This window comes from Lichenibacterium minor (assembly GCF_004137685.1).
GTDB classification, from domain to species: Bacteria; Pseudomonadota; Alphaproteobacteria; order Rhizobiales; family Beijerinckiaceae; genus Lichenihabitans; species Lichenihabitans minor.
This window is the reverse complement of the sequence record NZ_QYBB01000004.1, coordinates 163,612-182,870: the sequence shown is the minus strand read 5'-3', so window position 1 is coordinate 182,870 and position 19,259 is coordinate 163,612. Positions and strand designations below refer to the sequence as shown.

The 19,259-nt window shown below is 72.0% G+C and carries 20 protein-coding genes; 14 read left to right on the top strand and 6 right to left on the bottom strand.

Translation table 11 applies throughout. The annotated features are described in order from the left end of the window. Positions 1 to 13: 13 nt before the first annotated feature. Complete coding sequence (mobA, locus tag D3273_RS06105) at positions 14 to 628, bottom strand: molybdenum cofactor guanylyltransferase MobA (RefSeq protein WP_129224541.1); 615 nt, start codon at positions 626 to 628, stop codon at positions 14 to 16. Continuing rightward, positions 625 to 2,397, bottom strand: coding sequence for an AsmA family protein (locus tag D3273_RS06100; protein WP_129224539.1), 1,773 nt, complete (start codon positions 2,395 to 2,397; stop codon positions 625 to 627). Before D3273_RS06100 ends, mobA begins: the two co-directional genes overlap by 4 nt. 391 nt (positions 2,398 to 2,788) lie before the next feature. On the opposite strand from D3273_RS06100, the gene D3273_RS06095 reads away from it, so the two are divergent. The 7 genes from D3273_RS06095 (at position 2,789) to D3273_RS06065 (ending at position 8,860) form a co-directional block, all read left to right on the top strand. Further along, positions 2,789 to 4,051 (top strand): L,D-transpeptidase family protein, encoded by a 1,263-nt coding sequence (locus D3273_RS06095; RefSeq protein WP_129224621.1) that lies wholly within the window; start codon positions 2,789 to 2,791, stop codon positions 4,049 to 4,051. A gap of 204 nt (positions 4,052 to 4,255) precedes the next feature. Continuing rightward, a complete protein-coding gene (gene glyA, locus D3273_RS06090; RefSeq protein WP_207210701.1) occupies positions 4,256 to 5,572 on the top strand; it encodes a serine hydroxymethyltransferase in 1,317 nt (438 codons plus the stop codon). Positions 5,573 to 5,582: 10 nt separating this feature from the next. After that, complete coding sequence (locus tag D3273_RS06085; RefSeq protein WP_129224537.1) at positions 5,583 to 6,230, top strand: riboflavin synthase; 648 nt, start codon at positions 5,583 to 5,585, stop codon at positions 6,228 to 6,230. Continuing rightward, positions 6,227 to 6,748: a DinB family protein gene (locus D3273_RS06080; RefSeq protein WP_129224535.1), complete on the top strand. Its 522-nt coding sequence runs from the start codon at positions 6,227 to 6,229 to the stop codon at positions 6,746 to 6,748. Before D3273_RS06085 ends, D3273_RS06080 begins: the two co-directional genes overlap by 4 nt. A gap of 74 nt (positions 6,749 to 6,822) precedes the next feature. Further along, complete coding sequence (gene ribH / locus D3273_RS06075) at positions 6,823 to 7,326, top strand: 6,7-dimethyl-8-ribityllumazine synthase (RefSeq protein WP_129224533.1); 504 nt, start codon at positions 6,823 to 6,825, stop codon at positions 7,324 to 7,326. Then, positions 7,323 to 7,799, top strand: a complete 477-nt coding sequence (gene nusB, locus D3273_RS06070) for a transcription antitermination factor NusB (protein ID WP_428977757.1) — start codon at positions 7,323 to 7,325, stop codon at positions 7,797 to 7,799. The genes ribH and nusB overlap by 4 nt, the downstream gene beginning before the upstream one ends. 50 nt (positions 7,800 to 7,849) lie before the next feature. Further along, a complete protein-coding gene (locus tag D3273_RS06065; protein ID WP_129224529.1) occupies positions 7,850 to 8,860 on the top strand; it encodes an aldose epimerase family protein in 1,011 nt (336 codons plus the stop codon). A gap of 158 nt (positions 8,861 to 9,018) precedes the next feature. On the opposite strand, the gene rplI is transcribed toward D3273_RS06065, so the two are convergent. The 4 genes from rplI to rpsF all read right to left on the bottom strand — a co-directional run bounded on the left by rplI (position 9,019) and on the right by rpsF (position 11,527). Then, positions 9,019 to 9,585 (bottom strand): 50S ribosomal protein L9, encoded by a 567-nt coding sequence (rplI, locus tag D3273_RS06060; protein ID WP_129224527.1) that lies wholly within the window; start codon positions 9,583 to 9,585, stop codon positions 9,019 to 9,021. Position 9,586: 1 nt separating this feature from the next. Next, positions 9,587 to 10,543 carry a DUF2232 domain-containing protein gene (locus D3273_RS06055; protein WP_129224525.1) on the bottom strand — a complete coding sequence of 319 codons (957 nt, stop codon included), beginning with the start codon at positions 10,541 to 10,543 and terminating at the stop codon, positions 9,587 to 9,589. A gap of 271 nt (positions 10,544 to 10,814) precedes the next feature. Then, positions 10,815 to 11,051, bottom strand: coding sequence for a 30S ribosomal protein S18 (gene rpsR / locus D3273_RS06050; protein WP_129224523.1), 237 nt, complete (start codon positions 11,049 to 11,051; stop codon positions 10,815 to 10,817). Then, on the bottom strand, positions 11,051 to 11,527 hold the full coding sequence (rpsF, locus tag D3273_RS06045) for a 30S ribosomal protein S6 (RefSeq protein ID WP_129224521.1): 477 nt from the start codon (positions 11,525 to 11,527) through the stop codon (positions 11,051 to 11,053). The genes rpsR and rpsF overlap by 1 nt, the downstream gene beginning before the upstream one ends. 359 nt (positions 11,528 to 11,886) lie before the next feature. Between rpsF and fabD the strand changes: the two genes are divergently transcribed. From fabD to gmk, 7 genes are all read left to right on the top strand, one after another. After that, positions 11,887 to 12,834: an ACP S-malonyltransferase gene (gene fabD / locus D3273_RS06040; protein ID WP_129224519.1), complete on the top strand. Its 948-nt coding sequence runs from the start codon at positions 11,887 to 11,889 to the stop codon at positions 12,832 to 12,834. Between the two features lie 10 nt (positions 12,835 to 12,844). Beyond that, positions 12,845 to 13,582 carry a 3-oxoacyl-[acyl-carrier-protein] reductase gene (gene fabG, locus D3273_RS06035; protein WP_129224517.1) on the top strand — a complete coding sequence of 246 codons (738 nt, stop codon included), beginning with the start codon at positions 12,845 to 12,847 and terminating at the stop codon, positions 13,580 to 13,582. 287 nt (positions 13,583 to 13,869) lie between these two features. Next, positions 13,870 to 14,109 (top strand): acyl carrier protein, encoded by a 240-nt coding sequence (locus D3273_RS06030; protein WP_129218258.1) that lies wholly within the window; start codon positions 13,870 to 13,872, stop codon positions 14,107 to 14,109. Between the two features lie 117 nt (positions 14,110 to 14,226). Continuing rightward, entirely contained in the window at positions 14,227 to 15,495 is a 1,269-nt protein-coding gene (gene fabF, locus D3273_RS06025; protein WP_129224515.1) for a beta-ketoacyl-ACP synthase II, read from the top strand. Positions 15,496 to 15,702: 207 nt separating this feature from the next. Continuing rightward, positions 15,703 to 17,619 (top strand): endolytic transglycosylase MltG, encoded by a 1,917-nt coding sequence (gene mltG, locus D3273_RS06020; RefSeq protein ID WP_129224513.1) that lies wholly within the window; start codon positions 15,703 to 15,705, stop codon positions 17,617 to 17,619. A gap of 1 nt (position 17,620) precedes the next feature. Continuing rightward, entirely contained in the window at positions 17,621 to 18,526 is a 906-nt protein-coding gene (locus tag D3273_RS06015; RefSeq protein ID WP_129224511.1) for a YicC/YloC family endoribonuclease, read from the top strand. A gap of 8 nt (positions 18,527 to 18,534) precedes the next feature. Further along, on the top strand, positions 18,535 to 19,197 hold the full coding sequence (gmk, locus tag D3273_RS06010) for a guanylate kinase (RefSeq protein WP_245501021.1): 663 nt from the start codon (positions 18,535 to 18,537) through the stop codon (positions 19,195 to 19,197). The last annotated feature ends 62 nt before the right edge of the window (positions 19,198 to 19,259 follow it).

Genomic DNA, 19,259 nt, shown 5'->3' with positions numbered 1-19,259 from the left:
GGCTCTCCTTCGATCACGGCACCGTCGTAGCACGGACCGCTTCCGCCGCCGCCAGGTCGGCGGGCGCATTGAGGTTCAGAAAGGGGTCGAACGGGGCTGAGGGCCAGTCGACCGCCACGGGGCGGAAGCGGTCCAGGAACAGGCCGACGCGGCGCAGGCCTTCGCCGAGCAGCGCCGCCCGAAGCGCGTGGCGGGCCGCGACGGGCCACAGCGCCGCCACGGGATGCCGGCGCCCGCACGACGACGCGACGGCCGCTTCGCCGGCGGCGGCCTTGCGCGCCGCGGCGAGCCGCGCCACGAAGTCGGACGGCAGGAAGGGCGAGTCGACCGCCACCGTCACGGCGTGGGTCGCGTCGGGGTCCACGGCCGCCGCCCAGTCGAGGCCGGCCAGAACGCCCGCGAGCGGCCCCGCCCGGCCCGGCTCCCCGTCGCCGAGCAGCGGCAGGCCGAGGTCGATGCCGTCGAGGCGCCCGTCGTGGCGGCTGATCGCCAGCGCGCCGCATTGCGGGGCCAGTCGCTCGACCGTCCAGGCGACCAGGGGGCGGCCGCCGAGCGGGACCAGCGCCTTGTCGCGCCCCATGCGGCGCGACGCGCCGCCGGCGAGGACGATGCCGGGGATGCGGGTCATCGCCCGGCCGCGAGGCCGTCGACCAGCGGAAGCGCCACCGCGGGCCCGCCGGCACCCCGGCCCACCAGCGTCAGGGGGCCGGCCCAGAACCCGCGCATGTCGAAGGGCATGGTCTGCCCGTCGCGCAGGGGGGCGCCGGACGCGTCCGTCTGCGCCGCCACGGCGTGCACGTCGACGCGCCCGTCGGGCAGGCCGGTTTCGGCGCCGAAGGACAGGCTGACGCCGGGGGCGGTCAGCTTCCCGTCCGGGATGCGGACCACGCCGTCGCGGATCGACACGTCCCAATGCGCGCGGTCGAAGGTGGTCGGCGTGCCGCGGCGGTCGGCGTCGAGCGGCACCCGGCGCCCGAGCCGCCGCAGCGCCTGGGCGAGCGCCAGCCCGGCGAGGCGGCCGCCCTCGACGCCGATCTGCCCGTCGCCCTTCAGGTCGGCGACCACGTCGCGCAGGCTGTCGCCCCGCCCGTCGAGCGCCGCATGTGCCGTCATGGCGCCGCCGACGCGCTCGTGGCCGCTCAGCCCCTCGGACAGCAGGCCGAGGTCGAGGTGCTTCGACGACAGGTCCGCATGCGCGTCGATGCCATCGGCGCCGAGCGTCGCGACCGCGCGCGCCTTCACGGTGCCCCCGTAGGCGGCGGCCTCGTCCAGCGTCAGTTCCAGGCGGTTTCCCCGCACCAGCGCCGCCAGGGCGGCGTCTTCCAGGGTGACGCGGCCGAACCGGGCCACCGTGGCGGACACGCGCATGTCGAGGTCGGTGCCGAAGGGCGAAGCCGTGAGGGGCGCGCCGTACAGGTCGCCCACCTTGGGGGCGTCGAGGCTGTCGCCCGCCAGCGCGTCGAGGTCGAGGAGGTCGGTCGCGAGCGTGCCGGCGACGAGCCCGCGTCCGGCGTCGCGGCGCCACGCCAGCGTTCCTTCGAAGCGCGCTCGGTCGAGCCGCAGCTGCGCGTTCGACAGCGACAGGTCGTGCGGCTTCGCCACCAGGTCGCCGCTGATCTGGGCGCGCTTCGACGCGAGCGACACCGGGAAGCCGTCGAGGGTGCGCATGAGCTTGGGCAGCGACGCCGTGGCCAGCGACGCCCGGCCCGTGAACTGTTCCTGCGTGCCGCCCGACAGCACGCCGTCGGCGGAAAACTCGAACAAGGGCGAAGCCACCTGGAGCGACGCCGACGACCCCGCGGGCGTCAGGCTCTGTGCCGGGCTCTGCAACGCGCCCGCGAAATGCGCCGTGGTGCCGCGGAGCGTGGCGGTGCCGGACAGGACGAGGTTTCCGCCGTCGCCCGACCAGGTCGCGGACGCGTCGATCCCCGTGGCGACCAGGTCGGCGAACCCGGTCGCCGAGCGCGTCCTCAGCAGCCCCGAGCGCAGGCGCAGCATCACCGGCGCGCCGCGCCCCGCGGCGGGGCCGCCCGGCGCGCGGGCCGCCAAACGGTCGAGGTCGACCGTGAGGGTCGGCTCGACCAGGGTTGCGGCGCTGATCCGCCACGCGCCGCGCAGGAGCGCCGGGATGTCGAGGTCGGCCTTGAGCAGCGGCGCGTCGAGCAGGACGGCGCCGTCCTCGGCGGAAACCGAAACCTGGGCCGCCTGCAGGCGGGGGCGGGGCAGCAGCTTGAAGGTGACCGGCCCGGCCACGACGGCCTTCGCCCCGGCATCGCTGGCGAGGCCTCCGCTGAAGGCGCCCGACACCGTGGCGCGCGCGATGCGCCACGGCGCCGCCGCGGCGGCGAAGCCGCCGACCACCAGGGCCACCGCCATCAGCTTGACGAGTCTCGACATCCTTCTCCGCCGCACCGCCCGCGCGCCCGTCCGCATCCCGCGCGCCGGGGTTGACCATGGCACGGCGCCCGATGAAAGCCGGTTAGGCGTCAAACGTGGCGCAAATGTCACGTCTTAACTGCTTATCAACCGTCGCAAGTCGAATGAGCGCCGCGAAAGCTTCGGACCAGGGCGACGCCTTAAAAAGGTCGAACTGAAACGGCGTTTTGCGGGTCGAAAAGGTCGATCGGCCGTCGGTTCGAGGGCTCGACCGGGACCGATCGACACGGCGGGGCAGGGGCCTGCGACCCGTCATCCCCGCGCGACCCCGAGGGTTTGGAGCATGCTGTTGAGCAACGACGATCGAGGCTTCCGCGCGTCCAAGGCCATCGCGGGCCGGGTGGCGGCCCTGATGCTGTCCACCGCCGCCCTGGCCGGCTTCGCCGGCACCGCCGTGGCGCAGGACGACGAGGGCGCGGGCAGCGGCCAGGCCGAATGGGCGCAGCGCTACGACTCGGACGCGCGCCAGCAGGTGAAGAAGGAATCGACCCCCACCCTGTCGCCCGCCACCGTGGCCGCCACGGAGGCGGCCGTCACGCAGTACCAGGCCATCGTGGCCCAGGGCGGATGGGGCTCCGTGCCCAACGTCGCGAACCTCCACGTCGGCTCCAAGGGCCAGGCCGTGGCGGCGCTGCGCCACCGCCTCCAGGTCACGGGAGACCTCGAAGCGGCCGCCGGCATGTCGCCCGTCTTCGACGCCTATGTCGAGGCGGCGGTGAAGCGCTTCCAGGCCCGCCACGGCCTCGGCCAGACCGGCATCGTGTCGCGCGAAACCGTGACGGCGCTGAACATCCCGGCCGACCTCCGGCTGAAGCAGCTCGAAACCAACCTCATCCGCCTGCGCTCCTTCTCGGGCGACCTCGGCCAGCGTTTCGTCATGGCCAACATCCCCGCCGCTTCGGTGGAAACGGTCGAGAACGGCGTGGTGTTCAGCCACCACGTCGCCGGCGTCGGCAAGGTCGACCGTCAGTCGCCCGTCATGCAGACCAAGGCGACCGACATCAACTTCAACCCCTATTGGACGGTGCCGGCCTCGATCATCCGCAAGGACCTGATCCCCAAGATGCAGGCCGACTCGAACTACCTGACCGACAACCACATCCGCATCTTCAACAAGGACAACCAGGAGGTCGCGTCGAGCTCGATCAACTGGCACTCGATGGACGCGACGAACTACAAGTACCGCGAAGACCCGGGCATCAACAATTCGCTCGGCGTGGTGCGGATCAACATCGGCAACCCCTACGGCGTTTACATGCACGACACGCCCACGAAGGGCGTGTTCGGCGACGACTTCCGCTTCGTGTCGTCGGGCTGCATCCGCGTGCAGAACGTGCGCGACTACGTGGCTTGGCTCCTCAAGGACAACCCCGGCTGGGATCGCGACAAGATCGACGCCGCCATCCGCTCGGGCGAGCGCATCGACGTGAAGCTGGCCGCCAACATCCCGGTCTACTGGGTGTACATCACCGCCTGGGCGACGCCGGACGGCGTCGTGCAGTTCCGCGACGACATCTACAACCGCGACGGGCTCGGCGCGCCGGGCACGGTCGCGTCGGCGGCGGACCAGGGCGACGACAATTCCGCCGTGGAGCCCGCGCTCCAACAGGACTGAGTCCCGACGACGGACCTGCGCCGGCCTTCCCGCGACGGCGAGGCCGGTAGAAAAAGGCGTCCCCGCCGGGGACGCCTTTTTTGCGTCGCACCGTGACGCGGGGGTGGCGACGCGCTATCACGGCCCCGACATGGATCGGAGACGACAGCACTCCGTCCTCCCCCTCGCGGCCGATCCAGGGCCGCCGCCCCGATCGAGAGCCCCATGAGCGCCGTCCCGACCTTCAACGCCACCCGCTCGAACCCGGCCCTGTCCAACAGCTTCTTCGGCGCCAGCCTGACCGAAGCGGACCCCGAGATCGCCCGCGCGGTCGAGCTCGAACTCGGCCGCCAGCGCGACGAGATCGAGCTGATCGCTTCCGAGAACATCGTGTCGCGCGCCGTCCTGGAAGCCCAGGGTTCGGTGATGACGAACAAGTATGCGGAAGGCTATCCGGGCAAGCGCTATTACGGCGGCTGCCAGTTCGTCGATATCGCCGAGGACCTCGCCATCCGCCGCGCCACCGAGCTGTTCGGCTGCCGCTTCGCCAACGTCCAGCCGAACTCCGGGTCCCAGGCCAACCAGGCGGTGTTCCTGGCCGTGATGCAGCCCGGCGACACCTTCATGGGCCTCGACCTCGCGGCCGGCGGCCACCTCACCCACGGCGCGCCGGTGAACATGTCGGGCCGGTGGTTCAAGGTCGAGCCCTACGGCGTCGACCCCGAAACCCACCTCATCGACATGGATGCCGTCGAACGCAAGGCCGATGCGGTGCGCCCGAAGGTCATCATCGCGGGCGGCTCAGCCTATTCGCGCCATTGGGATTACGAGCGGTTCCGCGCCATCGCCGACAAGGTCGGCGCGATCTTCATGGTCGACATGGCGCATTTCTCGGGCCTCGTCGCCGGCGGCGCGCATCCGTCGCCCTTCCCCCACGCCCATGTGGTCACCTCCACGACCCACAAGACGCTGCGCGGCCCCCGCGGCGGCATCATCCTGACCGACGACGAGGCTTTGGCGAAGAAGCTGAACTCGGCCATCTTCCCCGGCCTGCAGGGCGGCCCGCTGATGCACGTCATCGCCGGCAAGGCCGTCGCCTTCCACGAGGCGCTGCAGCCCGCCTTCAAGGACTATGCCCACCAGGTCGTCGCCAACGCCCGGGCGCTGTCCGACAGCCTGCGCGCGAACGGCTTCGACATCGTGTCGGGCGGCACCGACAACCACCTCATGCTGGTCGACCTCCGGCCCAAGCGCCTCACCGGCAAGGCCGCCGAAGCCGCGCTCGGCCGCGCCCACATCACCTGCAACAAGAACGGGATCCCGTTCGACCCCGAGAAGCCGTTCGTCACGTCGGGCATCCGCGTGGGGACCCCGGCCGCGACGTCGCGCGGCTTCGGAACGTCCGAGTTCGAGGCGGTGGGGCGGCTGATCGCCCGCACGCTCGACGGCTTGGCCGACGCCGGGGAAGCCGGCAACGCCGAGGCGGAAAGCGCCGTGCGCGACGAGGTGAAGGCCATGGTGGCCCGCTTCCCCATCTACTGAGGCGGCGCACATGTTCACGGGCCTGATCAGCGACGTCGGCGAGGTGGTGTCCGGCGAGGAGCGCGGAAGCGTGCGGCGCCTGCGCATCGCCTGCTCCTACCCCGTGGCCGGCATCGCGCTCGGCGCCTCCATCGCGTGCTCCGGCCCCTGCCTCACCGCGGTGGCGACCGGCACGGCGGAGGGGCGGACATGGTTCGACATCGACGCCGGGGCCGAAACCCTGGAGCGGACCACGCTGGGCTCATGGGGGCCCGGCAAGCGCATCAACCTCGAACGCTCCTTGAAGCTCGGCGACGAGCTCGGCGGGCACCTCGTGTCCGGCCACGTGGACGGCATGGCGCGCGTGACCCGCGTCACGCGCATCGGCGAAACCACGCGCTTCGACATCGCGGCACCCGAGCGCCTCGCCCGCTTCATCGCCGAAAAGGGCTCCGTGGCGCTCGACGGCACGTCGCTCACGGTGAACACGGTCGAGGGCCGGTCCTTCTCCGTGCTGCTGATCCCCCACACCTTGGCGGTGACGACCTGGGGCGAGGTGCGCGAAGGCGACGCGCTGAACCTCGAGATCGACACGATGGCGCGCTACGCGGCGCGCTTGGCCGAGTTCCCGAGGGCGGCGGCCGTCGACGCCGGCGCCGACGAGGGCCTCGTCCTGTGAGCGACCGCCTTTCGGTCCTGGCGCGCTACAACGCCTGGGCCAACCACAAACTCTACGACGCCGTGGAAGCGCTGCCGGACGCGGACCGCCGGGCCGACCGCGGCGTCGCCTTCCACAGCCTCGTCGGCACGCTGAACCACATCCTCGTGTCGGACATGATCTGGATGGAGCGCCTGTCCGGAGGCTCCGCGCCGGCGCTGCGGCTCGACTCGATCCTGCACGACGACTTCGACGCCCTCCGGTCCGCCCGCGGCGCGGAAGACACCCGCATCATCGGTTTCGTCGACGGGCTCGACGAGGCGGCGCTGCGGTCGAGCTTCACGTACCGGCCGCTGACCCTGCCCGGCCGCTACGTCGGCGAGGTCGGGCCCGCGCTCGACCATATGTTCAACCACCAGACCCACCACCGCGGGCAATGCCACGCGGTGCTGACGGGCCTCGGCGCGCCGGCGCCGGCGCTCGACCTCGCCCCCTTCTATCTCGAGGTCGGCTTCGGTGGGCTGACCCGCATCGCCTGATCGCTTGCCGGGCGCCCCCGGCGCCTCTATTCACGGCGGCTTCCCGCCGACCTTTCTCCGACGAGTCCCCCTCCATGGCAGAACCTCAGCGCCGCACCGACGCAGAGCCGCATGTCGCGGCCGACGGCCGCTTCCTCATCGTCGAAGGCCGCTTCTACGACGACATCGGCGACCGGCTGCTGGCGGGCGCCAAGGCGGCGCTCGACGCCGCGGGCGCGACCTACGACGTTGTGACGATGCCGGGCGCCCTCGAAGTGCCGCCCGCGATCGCCATCGCGATCGACGGTGCCGCGGCGGCCGGCAGGCCCTATGGCGGTGCCGTCGCGCTCGGCTGCATCATGAGGGGTGAAACCTACCACTTCGAGGTCGTGTCGAACGAGAGCGCGCGCGGCCTGATGGACCTGGCGATCGCGCGGCGCCTGCCGCTCGGCAACGGCATCCTGACCGTCGAGGATGCCGACCAGGCCCTCGCCCGCGCTGAGCCGTCGCGCGGCGACAAGGGCGGCGAAGCCGCGCGCGCCATGCTGGCGCTGTGGCGCTTGAAGGCCAGACCCGCCGACGCGGGAGCCGCGACGTGAGCCGCCAGGAACGCCGGGCGGCCGCGCGCCTCGCCGCCGTGCAGGCGCTCTACCAGATGGACGTCGCCAAGAGCGGCATCAACGACGTGCTGGCGGAGTTCGAATCGCACTGGATCGGCCAGGAGGTCGAGGGCGATCAGTACAACAAGGCCGAGAACGCCTTCTTCCGCAACGTCCTCGAAGGCGTGCTGGCCGAGCAGGGCGAGATCGACGTGCTCGTCGACCGTTCGCTGCAGGAGGGCTGGCCGCTGCGGCGCGTCGAAGCCGTGCTCCGCGCCATCCTGCGCGCCGGCGCCTACGAGATGCTGAGCCGCAAGGACGTGCCGGCCCGGGTCGTCATCACCGAATACACCGACATCGGCGGCGCCTTCTTCGAGGGCGACGAGGTCGGCATGATCAACGGCGTGCTGGACAGCCTCGGCCGTCGCCTGCGCCCAGACGAGCTGATGGGCACGGCGCGCGGTTCGCGCTGAACCCTTCCGGCCCGGCGGCGTTCGCCGAAGGACGCGCGTTGGAGGAAGCCATGCAGGTTCGGTCGTTCGGTCACGCCGACGGGGTCGAGATCCAGGAGATCTCGCTGCGCAACGCGGCGGGCGCCACAGCCTCCGTCATCACCTGGGGCGCCGTGCTGCGCGACCTCGTGGTGCCCGCGGCGGGCGGGCCCCAGCGCGTGGTGCTGGGCCTGAACTCGATCGAGGACTATCGGACCCACTCGCCCTATTTCGGCGCCATCCCGGGCCGCTTCGCCAACCGCATCGCGGGGGCGCGGTTCACGCTCGACGGCCAGGTCCACACGCTTCCCGCCAACGAACGGGCGGGCAACACGCTTCACGGCGGCCCGAAGGGCTTCGGCGCGGTGCCGTGGCGCGTGGAGCGCGTCGAGGAAGCGTCGGTCGCGCTGGTGCTCGAGTCCCCCGATGGCGACGAAGGCTTTCCCGGCGCCGTGCGGGCCACCTGTACCTACACGCTGGCGGAGCCCGGCACGCTGGTCGTGGAACTCACGGCCACCACGGACGCGCCGACGGTGCTGAGCCTGGCGCACCATTCCTACTTCAACCTCGACGGCGGCCCGGACGTGCTCGACCACGAGGTGATGTTGAACTGCCCGTTCATGACGCCGACCGATGCCAACCTCATCCCGACCGGCGAGATCCGCAGCGTGGCGGGAACGCCGTTCGACTTCACGACCATGCGGCCGATCCGCAACGAGGCCGACCAGAACTACGACATGAATTTCGTGATCGCGCCGCAGGCGGATCCGTCCACCGGGCTGGCGCACGCCGCCACGGTGCGGTCGCCCAAGAACGGCCTGACGCTGGAACTCCACACGGACCAGCCGGGCGTTCAGTTCTACGACGCCGCCAAGCTCCATTGCCCGGTGCCGGGCCTGGACGGCGCCCGCTACGATTCCCACGGCGGCTTCGCGTTGGAATGCCAGGTCTTCCCCGACGCCCCGAACCGCCGGCACTTCCCGTCCGCGGAGCTGCGGCCGGGGCAGACCTACCGGCAGCGTTCCGAATACCGCTTCGCTTGAACCTCGCCCTCCCGTCCGGCCCGTCGCCGAAACGGGGCAGGCGGGTGGGGCCGGAGGCCGCCTCCGCGAAGCCGGGTGGGACGGGGGGCGTCGCCGTGGCGCCCCCTGTCGCATCATGATGGCGCGCTTCCCGTTGCCGGGAAGCGCGCGGCCGCCGATCAGCGGCTGATGTCGCCTTCGAAGTCCGCCAGCGCGGCGCCGACCTCGAGGCCGAGCTCGTCCATCGAGGTTTCCTCGCGGGCCAGGACTTCCTCGCCCTTGGCCTGGCGCTCGGCCTCCTCGGGCGACCGGGCGACGTTGATCGTCACCTTGGCGTCGACCTCGGGATGGAGCTCCACCGGCACCGTGTGCAGGCCGATGCCCTTGATCGGCGTGCGCAGCGAGATCTGGCCGCGGTTGACCGAGAAACCGCCGGCCGTGATGGCCTCGGCGATGTCGCGCGTCGACACCGACCCGTAGAGCTGGCCGCTCTCGCCGGCCTGGCGGATCATCGTGAAGCTCTGGCCGTCGAGGCCCTCGGCGACCGTCTGGGCCTCGCCCTTGAGCTCCAGGTTGCGGGCTTCGAGCTGCACGCGCTGGGTTTCGAAGCGCTTGGCGTTGGCCTCGGTGGCGCGCAGGGCCTTGCCGCGCGGCAGCAGGAAGTTGCGGGCGAAGCCGTCCTTCACTTTGACGCGCTCGCCCATCTGGCCGAGCTTCGCGACGCGCTCCAGCAGAATGACGTCCATATCACTGTCTCCTTGTTGGCAGTTTGGTGATGGTCAGACCCGATCCCCGCCGCAGCGCGGGGACGAGGCAATCGATGCAGCCCAGCAGGGCCAAGGCGACGAGCGGCCACGGCATCAGCAGCGCCGTCGCGAGGTAGATGGCGGTGAGCACCACGATGCGCGCCGACAGGCCGCGGGTCAGCACATGCGCGGCCGCGAGCCCTTCGAACGCGAACAGGATCCCGAGCGCGGCGGCCACCACCGCGGCGGCGATGCCGTAGGGGTCGGGCAGCAGCGACGCCGCGCCCGCCGCCGCGAAGAGCGCCACCACGAGGCGCGGCAGGCGAAGCGCGTCCGGCAGGTTCGGCCAGGGCCGGACGAGCAGCGACGAGACCTGAACGGACCGCGCCGCGAGCCACAGGTTGACGGCGAGCATCAGCACGCTCGACGCCCCCATGGCGACCGGCGCCAGCCGCACGAGGTCGGCGAACGGAAAGGCGTTCGGGATCGTTTCTCGCGCGAGGAGCGCTTCCAGCTTCGCGGCGAGGACGGAAACGGCCTTCTCGTAGCCGCCGAGGCGCCACACCAGCGCGACCCCGATGACCAGAACCGGCACCACAGCCACACCGGCGAGGTGGAGCAGCAGCTTGGGGATGGGATACCAGAGCGGCGCCGCGGCCGGCTGGCCCGGCGCGGGGCGGCTCGAGCCCGCCAGGCGCGACAGGTGCCAGGCCGGCATGCCCAACGCGACCAGGAAGAGGAGGCCGGCGAGGGGCCCCATCGCGACCCCGATCGCGCCGCCGCCGATCAGGGCCGCGGCTCCTCCCACGGCATGCGTGAAGCCGAGGCCCGCGATCATGATGGGGAGGGGCGCCAGATAGGCGAGGAGGAGCGCGGCCGGCGAACCGGTCCTGGCCACGGCGAACAGGACCGCCGATGTGACACCCGCGCCGAGCGCGATGCCGAGAAGCTTGGTCATCGTCGAGCTGTCCCGCCGTGGTTCACGGGGTTAGGGAGCGGAGGACCCGTCCCAACCGATCCGGCCCGCCACGGGGCGGGACGGACGACGCCGGGGCCCGCCGACGGGCCCCTGCCAGGTCGAGGAACCGGACCACGCGGTCCGGCGCCCCTCGTCGTCATGGGACCGCGGCGATCGGAGCGACCCCGAAGGGCGCCCCCACCGCCGCGATTCTCAAGGGATCGGGCTTGGAGCCGCGATCCTCAGCGGATCGGGCTCGGTCCCGTGATCCTCAGCGGATCACGTAGGGCAGCAGGCCCAGGAAGCGGGCGCGCTTGATCGCGGTGGCGAGCTCGCGCTGCTTCTTGGCCGACACGGCCGTGATGCGGGACGGGACGATCTTGCCGCGCTCGGAAATGTAGCGCGATAGGAGACGGGTGTCCTTGTGGTCGATCTTCGGCGCGTTCGGGCCGGAGAACGGGCAGGTCTTGCGACGGCGGAAGAAGGGGCGACGCGGGGCGGTGGACATCAGGCTTCTCCAGCGGGTTGGGTCGCGGCCGCGGGGGGACGACCCGAGAACCGGCCGCCGCGGTCGCCGCCGCCGCCACGCTCGCGGTCGAACCGGCCGCCGCCACCGCCGCGGCGCTCGCCGCGCTCACCGCGATCGTCGCGGTCGCTGTCTTCGCGCTTGCGCAGCATGGCCGAGGGACCTTCCTCGTGCTCTTCGACGCGCACGGTCAGGAGGCGGATCACGTCCTCGTTGATGCGCATCTGCCGCTCCATCTCGGCCACCGCCGCCGCGGGGGCGTCGATGTTCAGGAGGGTGAAGTGGGCCCGCCGGTTCTTCTTGACGCGGTAGGCGAGGGACTTGACGCCCCAGTATTCCGACTTGGCGATCTTGCCGCCGCCGGCCGTGATGATGGACTTCAGTTGCTCGGTGAGCGTCTCGACCTGCTGGGCCGTGACGTCCTGGCGAGCAAGGAACACGTGCTCGTAGAGAGCCATGAGCTTTGCCTTTCCTGTTACATCGGCGGCGCCCGGCGCGAAGCCCTTCGAGCCTCGGGAAGGCTCGAGTGGAACCGAAGGCGGGAACACGGGATGCGGGGCCGAAGCCCCTGTCCGCGGGGCCAGCGCCTGTGAGGCCCCGGGCATGCGGATATCCGTTCAGCTCCCGGCCAGGTCGCTGTCGAAGGGCGCTCGATAAAGGCTCGTCGGCGGCAATGCAAGTCCAAAGCGTCCCGTCGCCCTCCGCCCGCGCCGTTCCGCCCCGGCTCGCTTGACAGGCCGGAGGGGGGCGTGCTCTCGGGCTCGCTCGAAATCCGCCGAGTCAGGACGGACTCGGCTTTGAGGCGGCAGCTCGACCCATGACGACGGCCTTCATCTTCCCCGGGCAAGGCTCCCAGGCCGTCGGCATGGGCCGCGCGCTCAACGACGCCCATCCCGTCGCGGCCCGGGTCTTCGCCGAGGTCGACGAAGCGCTGGGCCAACCGTTGTCCCGGCTGCTGTTCGACGGCCCCGAGGCCGAGCTGACCCTCACCGCCAACGCCCAGCCGGCCTTGATGGCGGTGAGCCTCGCGGCGCTGCGGGTGCTCGAAGCCGAGGCCGGGCTCGACCTGAAGGCTGGCGCCGCCTTCGTGGCGGGACACTCGCTCGGCGAATATTCGGCCCTGGCGGCCGCCGGCACCTTCACGGTGGCGGAAGCCGCCCGCCTGCTGCGCATCCGCGGCGACGCCATGCAGGCCGCCGTGCCGGTGGGGCAGGGCGCCATGGCGGCGCTGATCGGCGTGGAAGCCGAGGCTGCCGCCGCCATCGCGGCGGAGGCCGCCGAGGGTGAAACCTGCGACGTGGCCAACGACAACGGCGGCGGCCAGGTGGTGCTGTCGGGCTCCGCCGCCGCGGTGGACCGCGCCATCGCGATCGCCAAGGGGCGGGGCGTCAAGCGCGCCGTGCTCCTGGCCGTGTCGGCCCCGTTCCATTGCGGGCTGATGCGCCCCGCCGCCGACGCCATGGCGGAAGCGCTCGACGGCGCCAGCCTCGCCGATCCCGCCCTCCCCCTGGTCGCCAACGTCCTGGCCCGTCCGGTCGACACCGCGGGCGAGATCGTCGGCTGCCTGGTCGGCCAGGTGTGCGGGACGGTGCGCTGGCGCGAGTCGGTCGCCTGGATGGCCGGGGCCGGCGTCGACCGCTTCGTCGAAGTCGGGGCCGGCAAGGTCCTGTCCGGCCTCGTCAAGCGCATCGCGCCCGGCGCCACGACCGCCAGCGTCGGCACGCCCGACGATGTCGCCGCCTTCATCCTAGCCGCCCGCGCCTGAGGATCCATCCATGTTCGACCTCCAGGGCGCCACCGCCCTCGTCACCGGCGCCACGGGCGGCCTCGGCGGTGCCATCGCCCGGGCGCTCCGGGCGCAGGGCGCCCGCGTGGCCGTGTCCGGCACGCGCCGCGACGCGCTCGACGCGCTCGCGGCCGAACTCGGCGCGGACTGCCCCGTGCTGCCCTGCGACCTCGGCGACCGCGCCCAGGTTGAGGCCCTGGCGAGCCAGGCCGAAGCGGCTCTGGGATCGATCGACATCCTGGTGAACAACGCCGGCATCACCCGCGACGGCCTCGCCGTCCGGATGAAGGACGAGGACTGGGACCGCGTCCTCCACGTCGACCTGACATCCGGCTTCACTCTCGCCCGGGCGGCGCTGAAGGGGATGATGAAGCGTCGCCACGGCCGCATCATCGGCATCACGTCGGTGGTGGGCGTCACCGGAAACGCCGGCCAGGCCAATTATGCGGCCGCCAAGGCGGGCATGATCGGCATGTCCAAGGCCATCGCGGCCGAGGTCGCGACCCGCGGCATCACGGTGAACTGCATCGCGCCGGGCTTCATCGAGAGCCCGATGACCGACGCGCTGAACGACAAGCAGCGCGCCGCCATCCTGGGCACCGTGCCGGCCGGACGGCTCGGCCTCGGCGCCGAGATCGCCGCCGCCACGGTCTACCTGGCCAGCCGCGAAGCCGCCTACGTGACGGGGCAGACGCTCCATGTGAACGGCGGAATGGCAATGATCTGAGGGAGTTGCGACGGGCGCCGCACCTCCGCCATCGGGCGGGCACGCTCTCGCCATCCCCCTGGAAACGTGTTAACAGCCGAAGTGTCGCGGCGGTCGCGACCGCCGCCTCGGGCCCTCAACGGTCCGATGGGCCGGCGCCGCGGCCGCGCCGTGACGGCCCGGTCTCGACCGGGGCCGGCGGCGGGATCCGCCATCGGGTCGGGGGCCGCCTTCGGGCGGGCGCGACCCCGGTGCCGCGGATCGCGAAGACCCGAATTTCCCTCCAAGACGTATGAGGAATATCCAAGATGAGCGATGTCGAAGAGCGCGTGAAGAAGATCGTCGTCGAGCACCTGGGCGTCGAGCCCGACAAGGTGGTCGACAACGCCAACTTCATCGATGACCTCGGGGCCGACTCGCTCGACACCGTCGAACTGGTCATGGCCTTCGAGGAGGAGTTCGGGGTGGAGATCCCCGACGACGCCGCCGAAACGATCGTGACGGTCGGCGACGCCGTGCGCTTCCTGGAGAAGAACAAGAAGTCCTGAGCCGAGGCTCGGTCCCCCGTCGCCCCCTTCCGGGGCGGGCGCCGGGGCGAAGGCGGGTGGAGACATGGGCGCTTCGAGGTTCGACCCGGAGGCCCGGCAAGGGTTGAGGGTGGAAGAGTGAACGCAGCGCGACGCGTCGTCATCACCGGCATCGGTCTGGTGACGCCCCTCGGCGGTGACGCCGACACGACATGGCGGCGGTTGATCGCGGGCGACAGCGGTGCGGGGCCGGTCACCCACTTCAAGGTCGACGACCTGCCGAGCCGCATCGCCTGCATGGTGCCGCGCGGCGACAGCGCCGAAGGCAAGTTCGATCCCGACCAGTGGATGGAGCCCAAGGAGCAGCGCAAGGTCGACGACTTCATCCTCTACGCCGTCGGCGCCGCCACGCAGGCGCTGGCCGACGCGGGATGGGAGCCCAAGACCTACGAGGAGCAGATCGAGACCGGCGTGATGATCGGCTCGGGCATCGGCGGGCTCGGCGGCATCTACGAGGGGTCCTTGCTCGTGGCCGAGAAGGGGCCGAGGCGCTTGTCGCCCTTCTTCATCCCGGGGCGCCTCATCAATCTCGCCGGCGGCTACGTGTCGATCCGGCACGGGCTTCGCGGCCCCAACAGCGCCGTCGTCACGGCCTGCTCGACGGGCGCCCACGCCATCGGCGACGCGGCCCGCATCATCCAATGGGGCGACGCGGAGGTCATGGTGGCGGGCGGGGCCGAGTCGGCCGTCAACCGCATCGCCTATGCGGGCTTCTGCGCCTGCCGGGCGCTGTCGACGGGGTTCAACGACGAGCCCACCCGCGGCTCCCGCCCCTACGACAAGGACCGCGACGGCTTCGTCATGGGCGAGGGCGCCGGCGTGGTGGTGCTGGAGAACTACGACCACGCGGTGGCCCGCGGCGCGAAGATCTACGCCGAAGTGATCGGCTACGGCATGTCGGGCGACGCGTACCACATCACCGCGCCGTCCGAATCCGGCGACGGAGCCTTCCGCTGCATGTCGGCGGCGCTGAAGCGGGCCGGGGTCGAGCCTTCCCAGATCGACTACGTCAACGCCCACGGCACCTCGACGCCGCTCGGCGACGAGATCGAACTCGGCGCCCTGCAGCGCCTGCTCGGCGACGCCGCGCCGGGCGTCGCCATGTCGTCGACGAAATCCGCCATCGGACATCTCCTCGGGGCGGCCGGCTCGGTCGAGGCCATCTTCTGCGCCCTGGCCATGCGCGACGGCATCCTGCCGCCGACGCTGAACCTCGACAACCCGTCCGTCGACACGCCGATCGACCTCGTGCCCCACACGGCCAAGCCGAAAACCGTCGATATCGCCCTGTCGAACTCCTTCGGATTCGGCGGCACCAATGCATCGCTGGTGCTGCGCAAGGCCTGACACGCGATCCGGCCGGGTGCGCCGTCCCCCGTCCATCGCGGCGGGACAATGGTGCTCCCGCCCCGGATGGGATAGGCTGCACGCCTGAACACGGCGCACCGCGGGCTGCGGCGGCGTGACGTTGGGCATCGCGCGACAGGCCGGGGACCGGCGGACGGGATCGTCCGGCCTTCGCCCGGCTCAACCACAGCGACGACGGACGAGCATATGGCCGAAGGTCCGAACCCCATCGACGGCGCGCATCCGGATCGCGATGCCGCGTCCGCCGGGGCACGGCGCGGCCTGATGACGCCGGGCGAAGCGCTCCAGCCCGACCCCGTGCCGCCCCCGCCGCCCGGACCGCGCAGGTCGCGTCCCATCCTGGCGACCGTCAGCGGCATCCTGTCGTTCCTCGGCATCGCCGCGGTCGCGCTGGTGATCCTGGTGTCGCTGGCCATCCAGCGGATCGACGCGCCCGGCCCCTTGCCGTCGGACAAGGTGGTCATCATCTCGCCCGGCACCGACGTCGGCGACATCGTCGGCCAGCTCGAACAGGAAGGCGTGATCGACAGCGCCACGCTGATGTCGGGCACGCTCTACGCCGAAGGCGAGCGCTCCAAGATCAAGGCCGGCGAATACATGTTCAAGCAGAGCGCAAGCCTGCGCGACGTCATCGACACGCTGGTGTCCGGCCACCAGATCCTCCACGCCATCACGGTGCCGGAAGGGTTGACGAGCGAGCAGATCTGCGACCGGCTCAAGGCCGACGACGTGCTGACGGGGGAGATCCGGGCCGTGCCGAAGGAAGGCACGCTGATGCCGGACACGTTCAAGTTCGCCCGCGGCACCACGCGCGAGCAGCTCCTGCGCACCATGGCTCAGGAACAGCGCAAGATCGTCGCCGACGTCTGGTCGCACCGCGCCGCGGACACGCCGATCCGCTCGCCCTACGACATGGTCACGCTGGCTTCCATCGTCGAGAAGGAGACCGGCAAGGCCGACGAGCGTCCGCGCGTCGCCGGCGTCTTCGTGAACCGGCTGGTGAAGGGCATCCCGCTCCAGTCCGATCCGACGATCGTCTACGGCCTCGTGGGCGGAAAGGCGACGCTGGGTCGCGGGATCCTGAAGAGCGAGATCGAGCAGAAGACCCCCTACAACACCTATGCGATCTCGGGCCTGCCGCCCGGGCCCATCTGCAACCCCGGCCGCGCCGCCCTGGAGGCCGTCGCCAACCCGTCCCGCACCAAGGACGTCTACTTCGTCGCCGACGGCACGGGCGGGCACGCCTTCGCGGAAACGCTCGACCAGCATCGCCAGAACGTCCAGCGCTGGCGCGCGCTGGAAAAGGACGCCAAGGACAAGGCGGCGCCGGATGCCGGCGCGGCACCGGCCGCCGTGCCCGGCTCGCCGGCGCCCGGCCCGAAGCAGCGGAGCGACGCGGCCCCCTCGGTGCCGGTCTACGGAGCCCTGACGGGCCGGTTCGAGCCCGCGTCCAGCGGCCCCGACAGGCCGGCCAGCCTTCTGGCGGGCGTGACGCGATTGCCGTCCGAGCTCGACCCCGGCGGCGACATCGCCACCCGCTTCGCCCCGCCGACGCCGGACCAGACCGCCTCGCTCGACCCCGACGGCCCGGGCGACCTCGCCCCGGCACCCACCGATTCGAACAGCTACTTCGGCGTGGGTGCCGCCGGCTCGGGCGAGGAACGCGCGCTCGCCGGCGCGAACCGCGACCCCGGCCTGAGCTTCCCCGTGTCGCCGGCCCAGCGCGCCGACGAGCGGGCGCGCGCCGCCCGTTACGGCACCTCGACCGGCCCCGACACGCTCCCGCCGGCGGCCGAGGTCGTGAGCGCCGAGCAGGGCGCCCCCTTGGCGCCCAACCGCCCCATGGCCGGCAAGGGCGTCATCACCGACGCGTCGGAAGGCACGGCCCTCGATCCGCTGCGCGACAAGAGCTACGACCTGATGTCCGCCAAGACCGTGCCGGTCGCCATGTCGGCCGCCTATGCGCCGCGGCCGAACCCCTACGGTCCGCGATCCGCCGCGCCCGCGCCGAAGCCCGCCCGGGCCACCCGGACGGCCGCGAAAGCGAAGCCGGCGCACGCCGCCGGAGCCACGGACGCTTCGCCGGCCCCGGCGGCGCAGTGACATGACCGCGTCGACGCTTCACGGTCCCGGCCTGTCGAGCATGACGGGTTTCGCCCGCAGCGGCGGTCAGGCCAGGGCCGCGACCTGGACGTGGGAGATGAAGTCCGTCAACGCCAAGGGGCTGGAGCTCCGCCTGCGGGTTCCGCCGGGTTTTGACGCGCTCGAAGCCGAGGCCCGCGCCCGCCTCGCCGCCCGGATCAAGCGCGGCACGGTCCACGCCGCCCTGAACTTGCAGCGGCCGAAGCCGGAACAGGTGGCGCGCATCGACCGCGCGAAGCTCGACGCGCTGCTCGAGGCCGTGTCGGCGATCGTCTTGCCGCGCGGCATCGCGTCCGCGACGCTCGACGGGCTTCTGGCGCTTCCCGGGATCGTCGAGATCGTCGACCGCGACGAGGGCGGCGCGGAGGAGCTCGAGCCGGGACTCCTCGCCGGCTTCGACGCGGCGCTGGACGGCCTCTGCGCCATGCGGGCGGGCGAAGGGCGGCAGCTGGGGCGCGTGCTGGGCGGTCGCCTGACGGCGATCGCGGGGCTGACCGCCGACGCGCAGTCGGCGCCGGGCCGGACGGCCGAAGCCGTGCGGGAGCGCTTGGCGCACCGCCTCGCCGAGATCGCCGGAGCTGCGCCGGCGCTCGACCCCGTTCGGCTGTACCAGGAAGCGGTGCTGCTGGCCGGCAAGGCGGACGTGCGCGAGGAGATCGACCGGCTGGCCATGCATGCCGCCGCCGCGACCGCCCTCCTGGCCGAAGGCGGCGCCGTGGGACGGAGGCTCGACTTCCTGGCCCAGGAGCTCGGCCGCGAAGCCGGCACGCTCTGCGCCAAGTCGAACGACGCGGGGCTCACGGCCGTCGGCCTTGCGCTGCGCACCGAGATCGAACAATTCCGAGAGCAGGTTCAGAACCTGGAATGAGCGCTATCATGCCCCTCGACGGGACGACCCAGACCATACCCCCGCGGCGCGGCCTCATGCTGATCCTCTCGTCGCCCTCCGGCGCGGGCAAGACGACGCTGACCCGGATGCTTCTGCAGAAGGAGGCCATCGACCTGACGCTGTCCGTGTCGGTGACCACGCGTCCGCGCCGGCCGAGCGAGATCGACGGGGTCCATTACCACTTCCTGTCCGTCGATCGCTTCCGCGAGCTGCGCGACGCCGGGGACCTGCTCGAATCCGCGGAAGTGCACGGCAATTTCTACGGCACCCCCAAGGGGCCCGTCGACGCCCTGCTGTCGCAGGGGCGCGACGTGCTGTTCGACATCGACTACCAGGGCACCCAGCAGATCCGCGCCCGGGCGCGCGACGACGTCGCCACCGTGTTCATCCTGCCGCCCTCGATGCGCGAACTCCGGGCGCGGCTGGAGCGACGCGCCGAGGACAGGCCCGAGGTGATCGCGCGCCGCCTCGAGGCCGCGCGCAACGAGATCACGCGCTGGACGCTCTACGACTACGTGCTGGTGAACGACGACCTGCAGCGGACGCTGGGCGACGTCACGGCGATCCTGGCGGCCGAGCGATTGCGGCGGCTGCGCACGGAGCCGGCCGTGGCGGGCTTCGTGGAAGCGCTGGCAGCCGAAAGCCGGTAGCCGGGGCCACCTGCTCCGACCCTCCCCGGTCCTGAGCCTGTCGAAGGGCGGCGCGGCCCGGC